Source organism: Streptomyces sp. NPDC048254 (assembly GCF_043201895.1).
Lineage (GTDB): Bacteria > Actinomycetota > Actinomycetes > Streptomycetales > Streptomycetaceae > Streptomyces.
Genome location: NZ_JBICZJ010000013.1, coordinates 212,047 through 230,383, shown reverse-complemented (window position 1 = coordinate 230,383; position 18,337 = coordinate 212,047). Strand labels below are relative to the sequence as shown.

15 protein-coding genes are annotated in these 18,337 nt (G+C 71.3%); 5 read left to right on the top strand and 10 right to left on the bottom strand.

All coding sequences use genetic code 11. From position 1 onward, the window contains the following. Positions 1 to 108 precede the first annotated feature (108 nt). The 3 genes from ACGFZQ_RS33065 (at position 109) to ACGFZQ_RS33055 (ending at position 2,122) form a co-directional block, all read left to right on the top strand. Positions 109 to 657 (top strand): sigma-70 family RNA polymerase sigma factor, encoded by a 549-nt coding sequence (locus ACGFZQ_RS33065; RefSeq protein WP_393843404.1) that lies wholly within the window; start codon positions 109 to 111, stop codon positions 655 to 657. 144 nt (positions 658 to 801) lie between these two features. Beyond that, the gene (locus ACGFZQ_RS33060) at positions 802 to 1,317 is read left to right on the top strand and encodes a hypothetical protein (protein WP_351744197.1); all 516 of its coding nucleotides are present in this window, start codon (positions 802 to 804) and stop codon (positions 1,315 to 1,317) included. Between the two features lie 148 nt (positions 1,318 to 1,465). After that, a complete protein-coding gene (locus ACGFZQ_RS33055) occupies positions 1,466 to 2,122 on the top strand; it encodes a zf-HC2 domain-containing protein (protein WP_393843403.1) in 657 nt (218 codons plus the stop codon). A gap of 7 nt (positions 2,123 to 2,129) precedes the next feature. Here ACGFZQ_RS33055 and ACGFZQ_RS33050 read toward each other — a convergent pair whose 3' ends face one another. Continuing rightward, complete coding sequence (locus ACGFZQ_RS33050; protein ID WP_393843402.1) at positions 2,130 to 2,993, bottom strand: Fpg/Nei family DNA glycosylase; 864 nt, start codon at positions 2,991 to 2,993, stop codon at positions 2,130 to 2,132. Between the two features lie 31 nt (positions 2,994 to 3,024). Next, entirely contained in the window at positions 3,025 to 5,115 is a 2,091-nt protein-coding gene (locus tag ACGFZQ_RS33045) for a SpoIIE family protein phosphatase (RefSeq protein ID WP_393843401.1), read from the bottom strand. A gap of 158 nt (positions 5,116 to 5,273) precedes the next feature. Between ACGFZQ_RS33045 and ACGFZQ_RS33040 the strand changes: the two genes are divergently transcribed. Further along, entirely contained in the window at positions 5,274 to 6,695 is a 1,422-nt protein-coding gene (locus ACGFZQ_RS33040; protein ID WP_351744209.1) for a lipase maturation factor family protein, read from the top strand. On the opposite strand, the gene ACGFZQ_RS33035 is transcribed toward ACGFZQ_RS33040, so the two are convergent. The 7 genes from ACGFZQ_RS33035 to ACGFZQ_RS33005 are packed head-to-tail and all read right to left on the bottom strand — an operon-like array spanning position 6,683 to position 14,348. Further along, positions 6,683 to 7,513, bottom strand: coding sequence for an amidohydrolase family protein (locus ACGFZQ_RS33035; protein ID WP_393843400.1), 831 nt, complete (start codon positions 7,511 to 7,513; stop codon positions 6,683 to 6,685). The genes ACGFZQ_RS33040 and ACGFZQ_RS33035 overlap by 13 nt on opposite strands. A 40-nt stretch (positions 7,514 to 7,553) precedes the next feature. After that, positions 7,554 to 8,540 (bottom strand): aldo/keto reductase, encoded by a 987-nt coding sequence (locus ACGFZQ_RS33030; RefSeq protein WP_393843399.1) that lies wholly within the window; start codon positions 8,538 to 8,540, stop codon positions 7,554 to 7,556. Then, the gene (locus ACGFZQ_RS33025) at positions 8,537 to 9,292 is read right to left on the bottom strand and encodes an SDR family NAD(P)-dependent oxidoreductase (protein WP_393843398.1); all 756 of its coding nucleotides are present in this window, start codon (positions 9,290 to 9,292) and stop codon (positions 8,537 to 8,539) included. Before ACGFZQ_RS33025 ends, ACGFZQ_RS33030 begins: the two co-directional genes overlap by 4 nt. Next, positions 9,289 to 10,680 carry an L-fuconate dehydratase gene (locus ACGFZQ_RS33020; RefSeq protein WP_393843397.1) on the bottom strand — a complete coding sequence of 464 codons (1,392 nt, stop codon included), beginning with the start codon at positions 10,678 to 10,680 and terminating at the stop codon, positions 9,289 to 9,291. Before ACGFZQ_RS33020 ends, ACGFZQ_RS33025 begins: the two co-directional genes overlap by 4 nt. 41 nt (positions 10,681 to 10,721) lie before the next feature. Next, positions 10,722 to 11,756 (bottom strand): ABC transporter permease, encoded by a 1,035-nt coding sequence (locus ACGFZQ_RS33015; protein WP_393843396.1) that lies wholly within the window; start codon positions 11,754 to 11,756, stop codon positions 10,722 to 10,724. Next, positions 11,749 to 13,281 (bottom strand): sugar ABC transporter ATP-binding protein, encoded by a 1,533-nt coding sequence (locus ACGFZQ_RS33010; protein ID WP_393843395.1) that lies wholly within the window; start codon positions 13,279 to 13,281, stop codon positions 11,749 to 11,751. Before ACGFZQ_RS33010 ends, ACGFZQ_RS33015 begins: the two co-directional genes overlap by 8 nt. Further along, on the bottom strand, positions 13,278 to 14,348 hold the full coding sequence (locus tag ACGFZQ_RS33005) for a sugar ABC transporter substrate-binding protein (RefSeq protein ID WP_393843394.1): 1,071 nt from the start codon (positions 14,346 to 14,348) through the stop codon (positions 13,278 to 13,280). Before ACGFZQ_RS33005 ends, ACGFZQ_RS33010 begins: the two co-directional genes overlap by 4 nt. A 177-nt stretch (positions 14,349 to 14,525) precedes the next feature. On the opposite strand from ACGFZQ_RS33005, the gene ACGFZQ_RS33000 reads away from it, so the two are divergent. Beyond that, positions 14,526 to 15,227, top strand: a complete 702-nt coding sequence (locus ACGFZQ_RS33000; protein WP_351744354.1) for a FadR/GntR family transcriptional regulator — start codon at positions 14,526 to 14,528, stop codon at positions 15,225 to 15,227. Positions 15,228 to 15,321: 94 nt separating this feature from the next. Here ACGFZQ_RS33000 and ACGFZQ_RS32995 read toward each other — a convergent pair whose 3' ends face one another. Further along, positions 15,322 to 18,336, bottom strand: coding sequence for an alpha-mannosidase (locus ACGFZQ_RS32995; protein ID WP_393843393.1), 3,015 nt, complete (start codon positions 18,334 to 18,336; stop codon positions 15,322 to 15,324). Position 18,337: the final 1 nt, after the last annotated feature.

The following is an 18,337-nucleotide window of genomic DNA, read 5'->3' as shown; positions in this document are numbered from 1 at the left end:
GGGTGTGACGGACCGTTCGTCGCACCGTTCGCCGACGCGATCGACCGTCCGCCGCAGACCCCTGTGCGCCCCCTGTCCCCCGGCCCGGCCCTGCGATGCCATACGGCCATGACGGCCGGAACCACCCTTCCCGACGGGACGACGACCGCCGAGCACGAGCTCGCCGCCCTCCAGCGCGAGCACGGCCGCCCGCTCTTCGCGCTGCTGCTGCGGCTCAGCGACGGGGACCGGCAACGGGCCGAGGACCTCGTGCAGGAGACCCTCGTACGCGCCTGGCAGCACCCCGAGGCACTGCGCGCCGACGACTTCGACTCCGTACTGCCCTGGCTGCTGACGGTCGGCCGGCGGCTCGCCATCGACGCGCGCCGGGCCCGGCAGGCGCGGCCGGCCGAGGTGCACGACGCGGTCCTGGAGAACACCCGGGCCATCGGCGACCACGCCGAACGCGCCGCCGCGGCGCTGGACGTGCGGGAGGCTGTGAAGACTCTCACCCCGGAACACCGTGAAGTCCTGGTGCTGGTGTATTTCCAAGGGGCGAGTGTTGCGGAGGCCGCGGAGACCCTCGGCATTCCAGCCGGTACCGTGAAGTCGCGGGCGTACTACGCGCTGCGCGCCCTGCGCCGGGTTCTGCCCGGTTATGCACCCGACCTGCGATGAAACCGTAAGCCAGGTCAAACCTCGGTAAAGCGCCTTGCTGAGGACCGTGTTTGAGCAATCAGCTGTCTTCATCCGTGTTCCGCACCGGGAGAGGGACGGACCCGGGGTCGGGGCCACGCGCGCACCGGAGGAAGGCAGGACGGGATGCTGCACAGAGGTCAAGAGAGCACGGACGGGGCCGGGAGCGGGGAACTGGCGGTCCCGATGGCCTGGTTGTATGCCGAGTACATCGCCGACGAGCTGCTGCGCACCGGCGATCTCATGCCACCGACGTCCTTCGAGTTCCGGGCCGGCCGGGACGCACTGGCGCTGACCATCTTCCTCTCCGACACGGACGGCGAACTGTCGGGCATCCGGGTCGTGTCCCAGTTGGAGAACTGGCTTTCGCTCACGGCGTACGACCAGCCGTGGCAGCACTGGGTAGGGGAACGTATGTCCGGGCTGGCCGCCGAGGCGGTCAGGTCGGGCGGGCCGTCACCCGACCTGGATCTGGCCACGGCCGCCTGGCGCTGGCTGGAGGAGACCGAGCTGCTCGCGCCCGACCTGGACGCGGTTCCGGGCGGTGGCTCGGTGTTCGGCGAGGACGACGGACCGAAGGTGTGGACCCCCGCCTGGCGGCTCGGTCTGCCCCTCGGACATCTCGCCATCCATCTTTTTTGAAACGCCACCAATCCGCGGGCCCGGCCGCTCCGAATCCGTTGATTACGATTCTGTACGTGCCTTGAGTGAAACAGCGGCCGACTGCGTACGGGTGGGAGCAAGGAGCAATGAGTAACCCCCACCCGCACTCACGGCACGAGGATTCGGCATGAGGTCCCTGGAAAGGCATCGCGACGTCGGCGCGTACGCGCTCGGCGTGCTGGACGAGGCGGAGGCCTTCCGCTTCGAGGACCATCTCATGGAGTGCCCGAGCTGCTCGGCACACGTGACCGAGTTCGGCCCGGCGGCACGGCAGTTGATGCTGTACCGCAGGGCCACGCCGCGCTTCGTGCACCCCATGGCCCAGCCCGGCCCGCGGCTGCTCGACCGGCTGCTCGCCGAGGTCGCGACCCGGCACCGGGCCAAGCGCCGCAGGCTGCTGTACGGCCTCGCCGCCTCGGTGGTGTTCGCGGTCGTCGGCCCCGGCATCGTGACGTACGCCGGTCATGACGCCCCGCCGGCCGTACAGGTCACCGCGGCCACCGACGCGCAGTCGGGCATCTGGGCGCAGGTGAAGTCGGCGGACACCGACTCGGGCAGCACGATCGAGCTGCAGGTGAAGGACGCCGACGGGCCGCGCTCCTGCCGGCTGGTCGCGGTCGGCCGGGACGGCACCGAGCAGATCGTGACCACCTGGGCCGAGCGGGACCACGACGACCGGGTGTCCACCATGACGGGCGGCTCCTCGATGCACCCCGACGAGATCGACCGCTACGAGGTGCGCGACGCCGACGGGCAACGCCTGGTGACCCTGGACCCCAAGTGACCGCCGGTCACTTGAGCAGCCGGGACATCCGGCGGTCCGCGAGCGGCTTGCCGCCCGTCTGGCAGGTCGGGCAGTACTGCAGCGAGGAGTCGCTGAAGGAGACCTCGCGGATGGTGTCGCCGCAGACCGGGCAGGGCTCGCCGGTCCGGCCGTGGACGCGCAGCCCGCTCTTCTTCTCCGACTTCAGCCGGCCCGCCGCCAGGCCGTGGGAGCGCTCCACCGCCTCGCTGAGGGTGGCGCGCAGCGCCTCGTACAGCCCGTGGACCTCCTCGGGCGTCAGGGACGCGGCCAGCTTGAACGGGGACATCCTCGCCGCGTGCAGGATCTCGTCACTGTAGGCGTTGCCCACCCCGGCGATCAGGCTCTGGTCGCGCAGGGCGCCCTTGAGCTGCCGCCGCTCGTCCCCCAGCAGGGCCGCGAGCCGGGCCTCGTCGAAGTCGGCGGCGAGCGGGTCCGGGCCGAGCCGCGCGATACCGGGCACCTCCCGCGGGTCACGGACGACGTACACGGCGAGCTTCTTCTGGGTGCCGGCCTCGGTGAGGTCGAAGCCCGCGCCGGTCTCCAGGGCCACCCGCAGGGCCAGCGGGCCCTTTCCGGGCCGGGGCGGACCGTCCGGCAGCCGGTCCTTCCAGTGCAGCCAGCCCGCGCGGGCCAGGTGGGTGATGAAGTGCAGGCCGCCGTCGCCCTCGATGTCCAGGAACTTGCCGTGCCGGTGCACGGCGACGACTTCGCTGCCCTCGAAGGCGCCGACGGGCGGGTCGTACGTCTTCAGGACGCTGATGGCGACCGGCAGGACGCGCACGACCTCGTGGCCGACCAGGTTGTCGGTGAGGAAGTCCTTGAGCGCTTCGACCTCGGGCAGTTCGGGCATGCGTCCAGGGTGCCACCCGTGGCCCCTGGGGTCAGGTGGGCTCCGGCATCCGGAACTCGCACCAGACCGCCTTGCCGCCGCCGCGTGCCTCCACGCCCCACACGTCGGCGATCTCGTCGACCAGCAGCAGGCCCCGCCCGGACACCCCGTCCTCCCCCGCCTCGCGCCGGCGCGGCAGGGCGCTGGAGGAGTCCTCGACCTCGACGCGGAGCCGGCGGTCGCCGCCGCCGAGCACCCGGAGGGTGACGATCGCGGAGCCTTCGGTGTGCATCAGCGCGTTGGTGATCAGTTCGTCGGCGACCAGCTCGATCTCGTCGGCGCGGTCCCCGGCGCCCCAGGCCCGGACGGCGGCCCGGATCATGTGCCGGGCCAGGGTGAGCGCCTCCGGGTCGCCGGAGGCCACATGCTGCTGGAGGCGGCCGACGGCCTGCGCGGCGTCCGGGCCGCGGCGGCGCAGCAGGAGCAGGGCCACGTCGTCGTCGCCGCCTCGCTTCTCGGCGATCTCGATCAGCCGGTCGGCGAGCCCCCGCACGTCCTCCGGCCCCTCGGTGACCTGCTGGATCAGGGACCGCATCCCGTCCCCCAGGTCGGTGCCCGGCTGCTCGACCAGCCCGTCGGTGCACAGCAGCAGCGTCTCGCCGGAGTCGAGCTCCAGGGTGGACACCGGGTATTCGAGGCTCCTGAACTCGGCGGACAGGCCGAGCGGCAGCCCGCCCTCCACGGGGACCCGCCGGCAGCTTCCGTCGGCACCGCGGACCAGCGGGTCGATGTGCCCGGCGCGGACCACCTGGACGACGCCGGTGGTCAGGTCGGCTTCCGCGTACAGGCAGGTGGCGAAGCGGTCGGTGTCGAGTTCGTTCAGGAAGACGGAGGCGCGGGCCATCACGGTGGCCGGGGCGTGGCCCTCGGCGGCGTAGGCACGCAGCACGATCCGCAGCTGGCCCATGACGGCCGCCGCGTGCGTGTCGTGCCCCTGGACGTCGCCGATGACCGCGCCGACCCGGCCGCCGGGCAGCGGGATCAGGTCGTACCAGTCGCCGCCGATGTCCCGGCCCAGGGCGCCGCCGGCGGTCGGTGAGCGGTAGCGGACGGCGATGTCGGCGCCGCGCACGCTGGGGATGGTGCGCGGCAGCATCGCCTGCTGGAGTCCCTGGGCGAGGTCCTTCTCCTGCTCGTAGAGCATGGCCCGCTGCAGGCTCTGCGCGATGCTGCTGCCGAGGGCGACCAGGACGGCGCGTTCCTCGGTGGAGAAGCCGAGCCGGTCGTTGTAGAGCAGGCCCATGGCGCCGATCGGGCGGGCCTGGGCGATCAGCGGGAGATAGGCGGCGGAGGTGATGTGCAGCTCGGTGATGTGCGGCCACAGTATCGGGTACCCCGCGGCGAACTCCTCCGGTGACTCGATGAAGCACGGGCTGAGGGTCCGCACCACCTCGCCCATCGGATAGGGCTCGTCTGTCCGGGTGATCCGGGTACCGGGCACGAAGCTGCCCGCCGGTCCCTCCGCGACCAGCCGGATCCGGCCGGCCTCGACCAGGCCCATCACCAGGCTGGTCGCGCCCAGGTTGGGGATGCCCTGGGTGTCCTTGAGGGCGTCGATGACGTCCTGGACGCTGCGGGCGTGCGCGAGGGCCGCGGTGACCACCTGGACGACGCCGGACTGCTGGCGCAGTGCCTGGTCCTGGGCGGCCCGCAGGCTGCGCGCCTCGCTGTCCTCCAGCTCCTGGGTGGCGTCCCGGACCACGCCGACGACCCGGCGCGGGCGGCCGGTCTCGTCACGCCGGATGTAGCCCTGGGTGTGGGTCCAGCGCGGGGTGCCGTCGCGGCGGCGGATGCGGAAGTACGCCCCGTAGTTCTCGCTGCCGTCCTTGATGGCCTGGGCCACCACCGCGTCCAGCCGGATCCCCTCCGCCAGGGGTACCCGGACGGCGAGGCTCTCGGGGTGCCCGTCGTACTCCTCGGGGGTCAGGTCGAACACCTCGTACGCCTGGGCGTCCATGTGGAACAGACCGGCGTCCAGGTCCCAGTCGAAGGTACCCAGACGGTTGAGCGCCAGGATCGGGTGGTCCGGGTGGGCGGGCCAGTCGTCCGGGAGAGACGGAGCGCTCGCTCCCCGATCAGCCATGGGGCCACCTTGCCAGGGGAACCCCCACCGAGCAATTTCTCCCGTATTGTCCACTTCACCCGCTCGGGTTACCCGCCCGGACGGACGCGGTACACAGGGTGACAGGCCCTTTCCCGACACCGGGGCCGCAGGCCGCACAGAGTCAGGAGCGCACGGCCGTGGACTGGTTCACCGCATCCGGGTACTGGCTGAGCCGGCTGGTCTTCCAGCGGGCGCTGGCCGGTGTGTACCTCGTCGCGTTCCTGGTGGCGGCCCTCCAGTTCCGGGCCCTGCTGGGCGAGCGCGGGATGCTGCCGATCCCGAGGTTCGTCGACCGGGTCCCCTTCCGGCGGGCTCCGAGCCTCTTCCACCTGCACTACTCGGACCGCTTCTTCGCGGCCTGCGCCTGGGCGGGCTGCGCGGTGTCGGCGGCACTGCTGGCCGGCCTGGACTCCCTGCTCCCGCTGTGGGCCGCGATGGTGCTGTGGCTGGTCCCCTGGGCCCTGTATCTCTCGATCGTCAACGTCGGCCAGACCTGGTACGCGTTCGGCTGGGAGTCGCTGCTCCTGGAGGTCGGTTTCCTCGCCGTGCTCCTCGGCAACGACGAGGTGGCCCCGCCGGTCGTCGTCCTGTTCCTGCTGCGCTGGATCCTGTTCCGGGTGGAGTTCGGGGCGGGTCTGATCAAGATGCGCGGGGACGCCTGCTGGCGCAAGCTGACCTGCCTCTACTACCACCACGAGACCCAGCCGATGCCGGGCCCGCTGAGCTGGTTCTTCCACCACCTCCCGAAGCCGGTGCACCGGGCGGAGGTGGCCGCGAACCACGTCACCCAGCTCGTGGTCCCCGTCCTGCTGTTCACTCCCCAGCCGATCGCGACGGCGGCCGCGTCGCTGATGATCCTCACCCAGCTGTGGCTGGTGGTCTCCGGCAACTTCTCCTGGCTGAACTGGATCACCATCGTGCTGGCCCTGTCGGCACTCCGGCTCCCCACGGACCACACCGCCGCGCCGCCGGCCCCGCTCTGGTACGAGATCGTCGTCCTCGCCGTGGCCGCGCTGCTGATCTTCCTGAGCTACCGCCCGGTGGTGAACATGGTCTCGCGCCGCCAGGTCATGAACCGCTCCTTCGACCCGCTGCACCTGGTCAACACCTACGGCGCGTTCGGCAGCGTCAGCCGGGTGCGGTACGAGGTGGTGGTCGAGGGCACGCTGGACGAGGCCGCGCGCGAGGACTCGGACTGGCGGGAGTACGAGTTCAAGGGCAAGCCCGGCGATCCAGGGCACTGGCCGCGCCAGTTCGCGCCCTACCACCTGCGCCTGGACTGGCTGATGTGGTTCGCCGCCCTCTCCCCCGCGTACGCCGGCGACTGGTTCGGCGGCCTGGTGGAGCGCCTCCTGGAGAACGACCGCGACACGCTACGGCTGCTGCGCCGCTCCCCCTTCCCGCCCGACAGACCCCCGCGCTTCGTCCGCGCCCGCCTCTTCCGCTACCGCTACACCAGTTGGCGGGAGCTGCGGGAGACGGGCGCGTGCTGGGAGCGGACCTATGTGCGGGAGTTCATGCCGCCGACGCGGCTGGCGGGGGCGGCTCAGAGGCCGTAGACGCGGGTGGCGGTGGTCTCGAAGACACGGGTGCGTTCGCCGGGGTCGATCAACTGCTCGGCCGCGTCGAAGACTTCGGCGTATGTACCGGCCAGGACGCACACCGGCCAGTCCGAGCCGAACATCAGGCGGTCCGGGCCGAAGGCGTCCAGGACCGTCTCGGCGTACGGGCGGAGGTCGTCGACCGTCCAGCCGGCGGGGTCGGCCTCCGTGACCATGCCGGAGAGTTTGCACACGGTGTTGGGCAGGGCGGCCAGGGCGCGTACCGCGGTGGCCCAGGGGTCGAGGTCTCCGGAGGCGATCGGCGGTTTGCCCAGGTGGTCGAGTACGAAGGTGAGCTGGGGGTGGGAGTCGGCCGCCTTGACGGCGGCCGGCAGCTGGTGGGCCTGTACGACCAGGTCGTAGACGAGGCCCGCGTCGGCGATCGCGGCCAGGCCCCGGTGGACGTCCGGGCGCAGCAGCCACTCCGGGTCCGGTTCGCCCTGGACCTGGTGGCGGATGCCCTTCAGGTAGGCGCCGCCGGGGAGTTCGCTGAGGCGGGCGAGTTCGTCGCCGACCGCCGGGTCGGTCAGGTCGGTCCAGCCGACGACTCCGGCGACCAGATCGTGGGTGTCGGCAAGGGCCAGGAACTCGGGGGTCTCCTCCGGGACGGTGACCGTCTGGACGAGGACCGTGCGGGTGACACCGGCCGCCCGTGCCTCGGGTTCGAGGTCCTCGACGGTGAAGTTCCTTCTGAGCGGCTGGAGTTCCGGCCCCGTGATCCAGTCCTGGTCCCGTACCGAGAGGTCCCAGACGTGGTGGTGGGCGTCGACGGTCATGGCTGCTCCCATACGACGGGCAGAGTATGCAGGGCGACCCTCATGACGGCTCCTCCGTGGGGAGCGGGGTGCCCGGGCGCAGGAGTCCGCTGTCGCGCAGTTCCTGCCAGAAGGCGGCGGGGACCGGGGTGGCGAACTGCTGTGCCCCGTCCGCGATTTCCGCCGCCGAGCGGGCGCCGACCAGCACGCTCGCCACGGCCGGGTGGGCGGCGCAGAAGGCGAGGGCGGCCGCGCGGAGCGTGCTGCCGTGCCGTTCGGCGAGTGCCTTGAGGCGCAGGGCGCGGGCGAGCAGCTCGTCGGAGACCTGGGCGTAGTTGTAGGTGGCGGCCGGCCTGGGGTCGGCCAGCAGGCCGGAGTTGAAGGCCCCGCCGATCACCACCGACGTACCGCGTTCCCCGGCGGCCGGGAGCAGATCGGCCAGGGCGCTCTGGTCGAGGAGGGTGTAGCGGCCGGCGCACAGCACCACGTCGATGTCGGTGTCGCGGACGAACCGGGTGAGCATGGCCGTCTGGTTCATGCCGGCGCCGATCGCACCGACGACGCCCTCGGAGCGGAGCTTCTCCAGGGCCGGATAACCCTCGTGGAAGGCCTGTTCGGCGTGGTCGTCGGGGTCGTGGAGGTAGACCACGTCGACCCGGTCGAGGCCGAGCCGCTCCAGGCTCGCCTCCAGGGTGCGGCGGATGCCGTCGGCGCTGAAGTCCCAGACCCGGCGGTAGGTGTCCGGCACGGCGAAGCCGTGGGCGAGGTCGTCGCCGTCTCCGGGCCCCGGCTCCAGGCGGCGGCCGACCTTGGTGGAGAGGGTGTAGGCGTCCCGGTCGTACTCCCGCAGCGCCTCGCCGAGCCGCCGTTCGGACAGGCCGAGGCCGTAGTGGGGTGCGGTGTCGAAGTAGCGGATGCCCCGCTGCCAGGCGGTGGTGACCGTGTCGTGGGCCTGCTGGTCGGAGACTTCGGTGTAGAGGTTGCCGATCACGGCGGCGCCGAGGCCCAGGGGGCCGATTTGGACGCCGCTTCGGCCGAGGGTGCTCACTGGCCCACCGGGCGCAGCCTGAGGCCCTGCATACCGCCGTCGACGGCGAGGGAGGTGCCGGTGGTGGCGCCGGACAGCGGGCTGGCCAAGTAGGCGATGGCGCCGGCGACCTCGGCGGCGGAGACCAGGCGGCCGGAGGGCTGGCGGGCCGCCAGGGCGGCACGTTCGGCGGCCGGGTCGGGGGCCTTGTCGAGGAGGCGGCCGACCCACGGGGTGTCCGCCGTACCGGGGTTGACGCAGTTGACGCGGACGCCCTCGCGGAGGTGGTCGGCGGCCATGGCCAGGGTGAGCGAGTACACGGCGCCCTTGGTGGCGCTGTACAGGGCACGTTGCGGCAGCCCCGCGGTGGCGGCGATGGAGCAGGTGTTGACGATCGCCGCGTGGTCCGAGCGGCGCAGGTGCGGGAGGGCCGCGCGGGCGGTGCGGACCATGCCGAGGACGTTGACGTCGAAGACGCGGCGCCATTCGTCGTCGTCGTTGTCCTCGACCGTGCCCTGGGCGCCGATGCCGGCGTTGTTGACCAGCACGTCGAGGCCGCCGAGGGCTTCCACCGCGCTCTCCACGGCCGTACGCACGGAGGCGTCGTCGGTGACGTCGGCCCGGAAGCCGAGCAGCGGCTTCTCGACGGCGGACGGGTCGAGGTCGAGGACGGCGACCTGGGCGCCGCGCTCGGCGAGGAGTTCGGCGGTGGCCCGGCCGATCCCGGAGGCCCCGCCGGTGACCAGTGCTTTCAGGCCCTCGAAGTCGGTCATGCCGCCTGTCCCTTCTGCTTCTGTGCCTGCTGCTGTGCCTGCATCTGTACCTGCGCCTGCGTCTGTGCGTCGGCGGCCCAGAAGGTGCCGCCCGGATAGGTGTACTCCGCGACGGACTCCGGTCGCATGGCGGCGGAGAAGCCCGGTGCGGTGGGTGCCGTGTAGTGACCCTCTCTGATCACCACCGGGTCGCGGAAGTGGTCGTGCAGATGATCGACGTACTCGATGACCCGGTCGTCGGTGGTGCCGGCGACCGCGAGGTAGTCGAACATCGAGAGGTGCTGGACGAGTTCGCACAGTCCGACGCCGCCCGCGTGCGGGCAGACGGGGACGCCGAACTTGGCGGCGAGCAGCAGGATGGCGAGGTTCTCGTTGACGCCGGCGACCCGGGCCGCGTCGATCTGGACGATGTCGAGGGCGCCGGCCTGGAGCAGCTGCTTGAAGACGATGCGGTTCTGCACGTGTTCGCCGGTGGCGACCTTGACCGGGGTGACCGCCCGGCGGATGGCGGCATGGCCGAGGATGTCGTCGGGGCTGGTGGGCTCCTCGATCCAGTACGGGTCGAACTCGGAGAGCGCCTTGGTCCACCGGATCGCCTCGTCGACGTTCCAGCGCTGGTTGGCGTCGATGGCCATCCGGATGTCCGGGCCGACCACCGCGCGGGCCACCCGGCAGCGCCGGATGTCGTCCTCCAGGTCGGCGCCGACCTTCAGCTTGATCTGCCGGAAGCCGTCGGCGACCGCCTCGGCGGCGAGCCGGGTGAGCTTCTCGTCGTCGTAGCCGAGCCAGCCGGCGGAGGTGGTGTAAGCGGGGAAGCCGACCTCCAGCAGCCGGGCCCGGCGGTCGTCGGCGCCTTCGCGGGCGCGCCGGAGGATCCCGAGGGCCTCCTCGGGGGTGAGGGCGTCGGTGAGGTAGCGGAAGTCGATCTGCCGGACGATCCACTCGGGTTCGGCGTCGGCGAGCAGCTGCCACAGCGGCTTGCCGGCCCGGCGCGCGGCCAGGTCCCACACCGCGTTGATCACCGCGCCGATCGCCATGTGCATCACGCCCTTCTCGGGGCCGAGCCAGCGCAGCTGGCTGTCGCCGATCAGGTCCTGGTAGAGGGTTCCGGGGTCGTCGCAGATCTCGTCGACCGGGCGGCCGAGCACATGGTTCCGCAGCGCGTCGATCGCGGCGACCTGGACGTCGTTGCCCCGCCCGATGGTGAACGTGAACCCGTGTCCCTCGTGCCCGTCGGCCGCGTCGGTGCGCAGCACGACATAGGCCGCCGAGTAGTCGGGGTCCGGGTTCATCGCGTCGGAGCCGTCGAGCTCGCGCGAGGTGGGGAAGCGGATGTCGTAGGTGTCGACCGCGGTGACGCGGGCAGAGGGACCGGGGCTCGGGGACACGGATTGCCTTTCCGTCGGGGGGAGTTCGGGACGCGGGTCGATCAGTCCTGGGCCCGTCCCGTGGTGACCCGGGCGATCATGAGGGCGACGAGGATGATGCCGCCGTAGATGGCCTGGATCCAGAACGACGGGACCTGCGCCAGAGTGAGCAGGTTCTGGACGACACCCAGGAGGAGTACGCCGGTCAGAGCGCCGAACATGGTGCCCTTGCCGCCGTCCAGGCTGATGCCGCCGATCACCGCCGCCGCCATCACCGTGAAGATCATGTTGTTGCCCTGGTTGGCGCTGATCGCGCCGACATAGCCCGTCTGCATGATCCCGCCGACGGAGGCGAGGACACCCGCGACGACGGACACGCCCAGCACCACCCGGTCGACGCGGATACCGGCCGCGCGGGCCGCCTCCGCGTTGCCGCCGATCGCGTACAGGGCGCGGCCGACCCGGTGGTACTTGAGGATCAGCCCGGCCACGCCGAAGGCGACCGCGGCCAGCCACACCGACAGCGGGACCCGCAGGAAGGTGGAGGTGGCCAGGGAGAAGAACGCGTCGGGCATGCCGAACAGCGTCTTGCCCTTGGTGGCGCCGACCAGCAGACCGCGCAGGACGATCAGCATCGCGAGGGTGACGATGAAGGCGTTGAGCTTGAACTTCACCACCAGGACGCCGTTGAAGGCGCCGATGACGCCGCCGACGACGAGGACGGCGGCCAGGGCGAGTCCGGCCGGCCACCCGGTGCCCCAGCCGGACTCCGCGGTGGGCAGCACCAGCAGGGCGCCGACGGCGGGGGCGATGCCGACCACCGACTCCAGGGACAGGTCGATCTTGCCGGTGATCAGGATCAGCGACTCGGCGAGGACCACCATCGCCAGGGCCGCCGAGGCGCCCAGGATGGAGATCAGGTTCCGTTCGGTGAGAAACGAGTCGTTGACGATCGCGCCGAGGATCAGAAGGACCAACAGCGCGGGTACGAGGGCGAGTTCACGGACCCGGCGGAGCAGTACGGTCTTGGCGGCACGGGCGTCGGGGACGCGCACGGGGCCGGCGGTCGAGGCCGACGGGGCCTTCGTGTCAGCCATGGTCCACTCCTTCGGCCGGGGAGCCGGCTCCTGCGGGCATGGAGTCCACTCCTTCTATGGAGGCGATCAGCTCGTGGTCGCGCCAGCCCGCCGGGTGCTCGGCGACGACGCGGCCGTGGAAGAGGACGAGGACGCGGTCGCAGCGGCGCAGGTCGTCGAGTTCGTCGGAGACGACCAGTACGGCGGTGCCGTCCTCGCGGGCGTTGTCCATGCGGGCGAGCAGCGACTCCTTGGACTTCACGTCGACGCCCGCGGTGGGGTTGATCAGGACGAGCAGCCGGGGGCCGGAGGCGAGGGCGCGGGCCATGACGACCTTCTGCGCGTTGCCGCCGGACAGGTCGGAGACGGGCTGCTCGGGTCCCTCGGCGTGGATGTCGAGGCGCTCGATCAGCTCGTCGGCGAAGCGGCGCTTGCGGTCGCCGGCGATGAACCCGAAGCGGCCGAGCCGGTCGAGGACGCTCATGGTGGCGTTGTCGCCGATGCTCATGCCGAAGACCAGTCCCTGTCCGTGCCGGTCGCGCGGCACACAGCCGACGCCGGCCTTCAGGGCGGCCTGCACATCGCCGAACGGCAGCCGCTCGCCGTCGAGTCGGGCGGTTCCCGCGGTCGGGGTGTACAGCCCGGCGAACGACTCCGCCAGCTCGATCTTGCCGCTGCCGCTGGATCCGGCGATCCCGACGACCTCGCCCCGGCGCACGGTGAGGTCGATGTCCTGGTACGACGGTGAGGTCAGCCCCCGCGCGTCCAGCACGACGGGGGACTCGTCCGCCACCGCCTCGCGGCTGTGGTCCTGCTCGGCGATCGACTCCCCCGCCATGGCCTCCACCAGGGCCCGGCGCGGGAGTTCGGCGACGGACGCGGTGGTGATCCAGCGGGCGTCGCGGAGCACGGTGACGGTCTGGCAGACCTCGTAGACCTCCTGGAGGTGGTGCGAGATGAACAGGAAGGTCACGCCCGAGTCCTGGAGCGCCCGCATCCGGCTGAACAGCCGCTCGATCTCCCGGTTGTCGAGCTGGGCGGTCGGCTCGTCGAGCACGATGAACCGGGCACCGAAGCTCAACGCCCTGGCGATCTCCACCATTTGGCGGTCCTCGACCTTGAGGTCGGCGGTGCGCGCCTCGGGGTCGACATGGACGTCCCAGGTGTCGAGCAGCGCGGCCGCCTCGCTCCGCAGCCGCCGCCAGCTGATGAGACCCCGGTGCAGCGGCTGCCGGTTGATGAACAGGTTCTCGGCGACCGTCAGCTCCGGTACGACCGTGGGCTTCTGGTAGACGCAGGCGACCTTGCTCCGCCAGGCGTCCCGGTCGGCGAGCGGGGGCGCGGGCTCGCCGTCGAAGCGGACCGTGCCCTCGTCGGGGACCTGGAGCCCGGTGAGGACGCTGACCAGGGTGGACTTGCCGGCGCCGTTGCGGCCGACGAGGGCGTGGGACTCGCCGGGCAGCACGGTGAGCCGGCCGTCGGCGAGGGCGACGGTGGGACCGTACCGCTTGACGATGTCCCGGGCCTCAACAAGTGGCGTGCTCATTTGACCGTGTTGCCCCACAGCTTCGGGTCGTCCACGTTGTCCTTGGTGACGAGCGGCGCGGGGAGCTGGTCCTCCAGGATGCCGCTGGGCAGCTTGACGATCGTGGAGTCGTGGTCGGTCGGGCCGGGCTTGAACGTCTTCCCCTCCATCGCCGCCTTGATGTAGTACATGCCGTACTTGGCGTAGGCGTCGGCGGGCTGGGAGACGGTCGCGTCGATCTCGCCCTTGCGGATGGCGTCGAACTCCTGCGGGATGCCGTCGTTGGAGACGATCGCTATGTGCCCGCTCTGCCCGGCCGTCTTGAGCATGCCCTTGGACTTCAGGGTCTGCAGGGTCGGGGCGAGGTAGACACCGCCGGCCTGCATGTAGATGCCCTTGATGTCGGGGTTGGCGTTGAGGAGCGTGTCCAGCTTGGACGCGGCCGTGTCGGACTCCCACTTGGCGGGGATCTCCAGCACCTTGAGCTTCGGGTACTTCTTCTTCACGCAGTCCCGGAAGGCCTCGGAGCGGTCCCGGCCGTTCACCGAGGCCAGGTCGCCCATGATCTGCACGACCTTGCCGCTGGTGACGTGCTGGCCGAGGTAGTCGCAGGCCTTGGTGCCGTAGGCGACGTTGTCGGCGCGCACCACCATGGCGACCTTGCCCTTGTCGGGCGCCACGTCCACGGCGACCACCGGTACGCCCTTGCGTTCGGCCTGGTCGAGACCCGCCTCGATGGCCGCGCTGTCCAGCGGGGCGACGACCAGTCCCTTCACGCCCTGGTTCAGCTCGTTGTTGATGTCGGTGATCTGCTGGGAGGGGTCACTGTTGGAGTTGACCGTCTTCAGCGCCTCGACACCCTCGGACTTCGCCATCTTGGGTACGTAGTCGTTGTACGACTGCCAGAACGGCGAGGTCAGCAGGGGCAGGATCACCCCGACCTTGCCGGTGCCGCCGCCTCCGGCGCTGCCGCTGCCGGTGTCCTTCGTGCTGCCGCACGCGGCGAGCGCGAGCGAGGCGCCGACGGCCACGGCCGTCGCGCCGATCATCCGGTACCTGTTCCGCTTCCCCAGTGTTCTGCCGGGCATCTGGCAGCTCCTCATCGAGCGTGTTCGAGCAGATGCCCGCATACTTATCAGACCACTCGGGGCCGTCAACACCCTTCGTACGCGTTTTTTCGGCGATTCGAGCCGTAGTGGTCCGACCACCTCGCTGGTTAGACTGCGGCGCACCGGCGACAGGAGGAGCGTGTGGACGAGAGTGGTGTGGACGGGCCGGCCCCGCAGAAGGGCACGGTGACGCAGCGCGCCATCGAGCGGATCAAGGCGATGATCGGGGAGGGCCGCCTGGAGCCGGGTCAACGGCTGCCGACCGAACGGGATCTCGCCGCCCAGCTGGGCATGTCCCGCAGCTCCATGCGCGAGGCGATCCGCGCGCTGACGGTCCTGGGCGTCCTGGAGGCCCGGCACGGCTCCGGCATCTACGTCACCCAGCTGGAGGCGGGTGACCTGCTGGAGACGTTCGGGGTGGTCGCCGATCTGTCACGCGGGCCGCAGCTGGTGGAGTTGCTGGAGGTGCGCCGGGTCCTGGAGTCGACGGCGACGGCGCTGGCCGCTGCGCGGATCACGGCCGATCAACTGGCCGAGGTCGAGAAGCACTTGACGGCGATGAACGCCACGGACGACCCGGAGGAGATCCTCGCCCACGACCTCGCGTTCCACCGGGTGATCGCCGGCGCCGCCGGGAACGACACGATGGCCGCGATCCTGGAGGGGCTGTCGTCGAGGACGTTCCGGGCCCGGGTGTGGCGGGGGTTTCAGGAGGAGGGGGCGTTCGCGCGGACGCGGCGGGAGCACGCGGCGATCCACCGCGCCCTCGTCGCCCGGGATCCGGAGGCGGCGAGGGCTGCGGCGGCTTCGCATGTGGGTGAGGTGGAGGAGTGGTTGCGGGTGCAGCTACGGGGGTAGGCCGGGGGTTTTCGGGTGCGGGTGCGTTGTGGCTGGTCGCGCCCACGCGGCGGTAGCCGCACATGGATACAGCCCCGCGCCCCTGAAGGGGCGCTCAGACTCGCGCCAGTCGCAAAGTCACCAACTCGAACGGTCGTAGCCGCACAGTGACGCGGTTTCCTGCCCGCTCGGGAGTGTCCGGCAACGGTCGCTCCAGCAAGTCCGTCACCCCGACCCCCGCGATCTCGAAACCCGTCGTCAGTGTCGCGCGTGCCCGGCCGCCGTGGGCCTCGTGGAAGCGGACCACCACGTCGCCGCTGCCGTCGTCCGCCAGCTTCACCGCCGTGATGACGACCGCGTCGTTGTCGACCGTGACCAGCGGGGCCACCTCCCGCGCACCCGTCACCCGGCGCTCCGGCAGGTTGATCCGCCAGCCCTCCCGTACCGCGTCCGCGATTCCCGCGCCCGGTACCAGTGCGTGCCGGAAGTGGTGGACGCCCTGGTCGGTCTCGGGGTCGGGGAAGCGCGGGGCGCGCAGCAGGGAGACGCGGACCGTGGTCGTCGTGCCCCGGTCGCCGTCCGTGCGGACCGCGCGGGTCACGTCGTGGCCGTACGTGGAGTCGTTGACGATCGCCACGCCCCAGCCCGGCTCGTCCAGGTGGATGAAGCGGTGGTTGCAGGCCTCGAACTTCGCTGCCTCCCATGAGGTGTTGGTGTGGGTCGGGCGGTGGAAGTGGCCGAACTGGGTCTCCGACGCGTAGCGTTCGGCGTGCAGGTCCAGCGGGAAGGCCAGCTTCAGGAACTTCTCCGTCTCGTGCCAGTCCACCTCCGTGTCGACCAGCAGCCGGCGCTCGCCCGGCGACAGCGACAGCACCTGGGTGACGCGGGAGGAGCCGAAGGACCGTGCGATCCGGACCGAACGGCCGTCCTCGCCGACCGACAACTCGTCGATGTCGGTGAGGTTCGTGACCGCGTTGCGGTAGAAGGCGTCGACGTCCCAGGCGTCCCACATGTTCGGGAAGTCCGGGTGGAGTTGGAGCAGGTTGGCGGCCGCACCGGGGGCGACGGCCTCCCGGTCGGCGGCGAGATCGTACGCGGATACGACCAGGCCCCGGGCGTCGATCTCGATCCGCAGCAGGCCGTTGGAGAGGATCTGGCCGCCCTCGGGCCGCTCCGACACCGTCACCTCCTCGGGCCGCTCCTCCTCGCCGGCACCCCCGGCGGGGACGCCATGGCGACCGTGCGGTGCCGAGTTGAAGACCAGACTCCGCGTCCCCTCCCCCGCCAGGGCCCGCTGGGCCGCGTCGATGATCCCGCCGAGTTCGGCGGCGACCCGCTGATAGGTCGCCCGGGCCTCGCGGTGCACCCAGGCGATCGACGACCCGGGCAGGATGTCGTGGAACTGGTGGAGCAGAACCGTCTTCCAGATCCGGTCCAGCTCCTCGTACGGATAGGGGAACCCGGTCCGCACCGCCGCCGTGGCCGCCCACAGCTCGGCCTCCCGCAGAAGGTGCTCGCTGCGCCGGTTGCCCTGCTTGGTCCTGGCCTGGCTGGTGAGGGTGGCACGGTGGAGTTCGAGGTACAGCTCGCCCACCCAGACGGGCGGGTCCTGGTATTCGGCCTCCGCCTTCTCGAAGAACTTCTCCGGGGTCTCCCAGACAACCGTCGGCGCGCCCTCCAGGTCCCGTACCCGGGCCGCCTTCGCGACCATCTCGCGGGTCGTGCCGCCGCCTCCGTCGCCCCAGCCGGTCGGCGCGAGGGAGTGCTGCGCCCGGCCCTTGTCCTTGAAGTTGCGGGCGGCGTGGGCGAGTTCGCTGCCCTTCATGGAGCAGTTGTAGGTGTCGACGGGCGGGAAGTGCGTGAAGATCCGGGTGCCGTCGATGCCCTCCCACTGGAAGGTGTGGTGGGGGAACTTGTTCGTCTGGGACCAGGAGATCTTCTGGGTGAGGAGCCGGGTGGAGCCCGCCGCCCTGATGATCTGCGGAAGGCCGGCGGCGAAGCCGAAGGTGTCCGGCAGCCACGCCTCGTGATTCTCGATCCCGAACTCGTCCAGGAAGAACCGCTTCCCGTGCACGAACTGACGGGCCATCGCCTCCGAACCCGGCATGTTGGTGTCCGACTCCACCCACATCCCACCGGCCGGCACGAACCTACCGTCCGCGACCGCCTTCTTCACCCGCGTCCACACCTCGGGCCGGTGCTCCTTCACCCACGCCCACTGCTGCGCCTGGGACATGGCGAACACGAAGTCGGGCTCGTCCTCGATGAGGGCGGTCATGTTGGCGGTCGTACGGGCCACCTTGCGGACCGTCTCGCGCAGCGGCCACAGCCACGCCGAGTCGATGTGCGCGTGGCCGACAGCGCTGATCCGGTGCGCGGAGGGGCCGGCGGGGACGGACAGGACGTCGGTGAGCCGTGCACGCGCCTGCTCCGCCGTGCCGTTGACGTCCTGGAGGTCGATCGCGTCCAGCGCCCGTTCGACCGCGCGCAGGATCTCCCAGCGGCGTTGTGCGTCCGCCGGCAGCTCGGCCATCAGCTCGCCGAGCACCTCCAGGTCGAGCACCAGCTGCCACACGGTCTCGTCGAAGACGGCGAGGTCCATCCGGGTGAGCGTGTACTGCGGCTCGTGCCCGGCGGTGTCCTTGTCGCCCAGCCAGGTGGGCCGGAAGGGGTGGTAGTCGAGGATGACGGGGTTGGAAGCGGCCTCGATGTGCAGCCGTACCTGCTCGCCGCCCGCCACCGGGGCGCCGATCCGGACCCACTGGTTGCGCGGGTTGAGGCCCTTCACCGGGGTGCCGTCGGGCCGGTAGACCAGGCCCTCGCACTGGAAGCCGGGCATGTTCTCGTCGAATCCGAGGTCGAGCAGGGCCTCCACGGTCCGCCCGGCCCACTCCTCGGGGACGGTTCCGGTCACCCGGAACCAGCTGGTGCCCCACGGAGCACCCCACCGGGCGCCCACCTCGATCGGCCCGGGCTCGGCCGCGAGCCCTTCGTCGATCGGCACGGGCTCGCCGGGCGCGTGCCACACGGCGACGTCGAGCGGGACGGACTCGGGGTACACGGCGGGGCGGATGCGCTCGTCGAGGACGCGCTTGAGGCGGGCTTCCACCAAGCTGCGGTCGTCATGCATG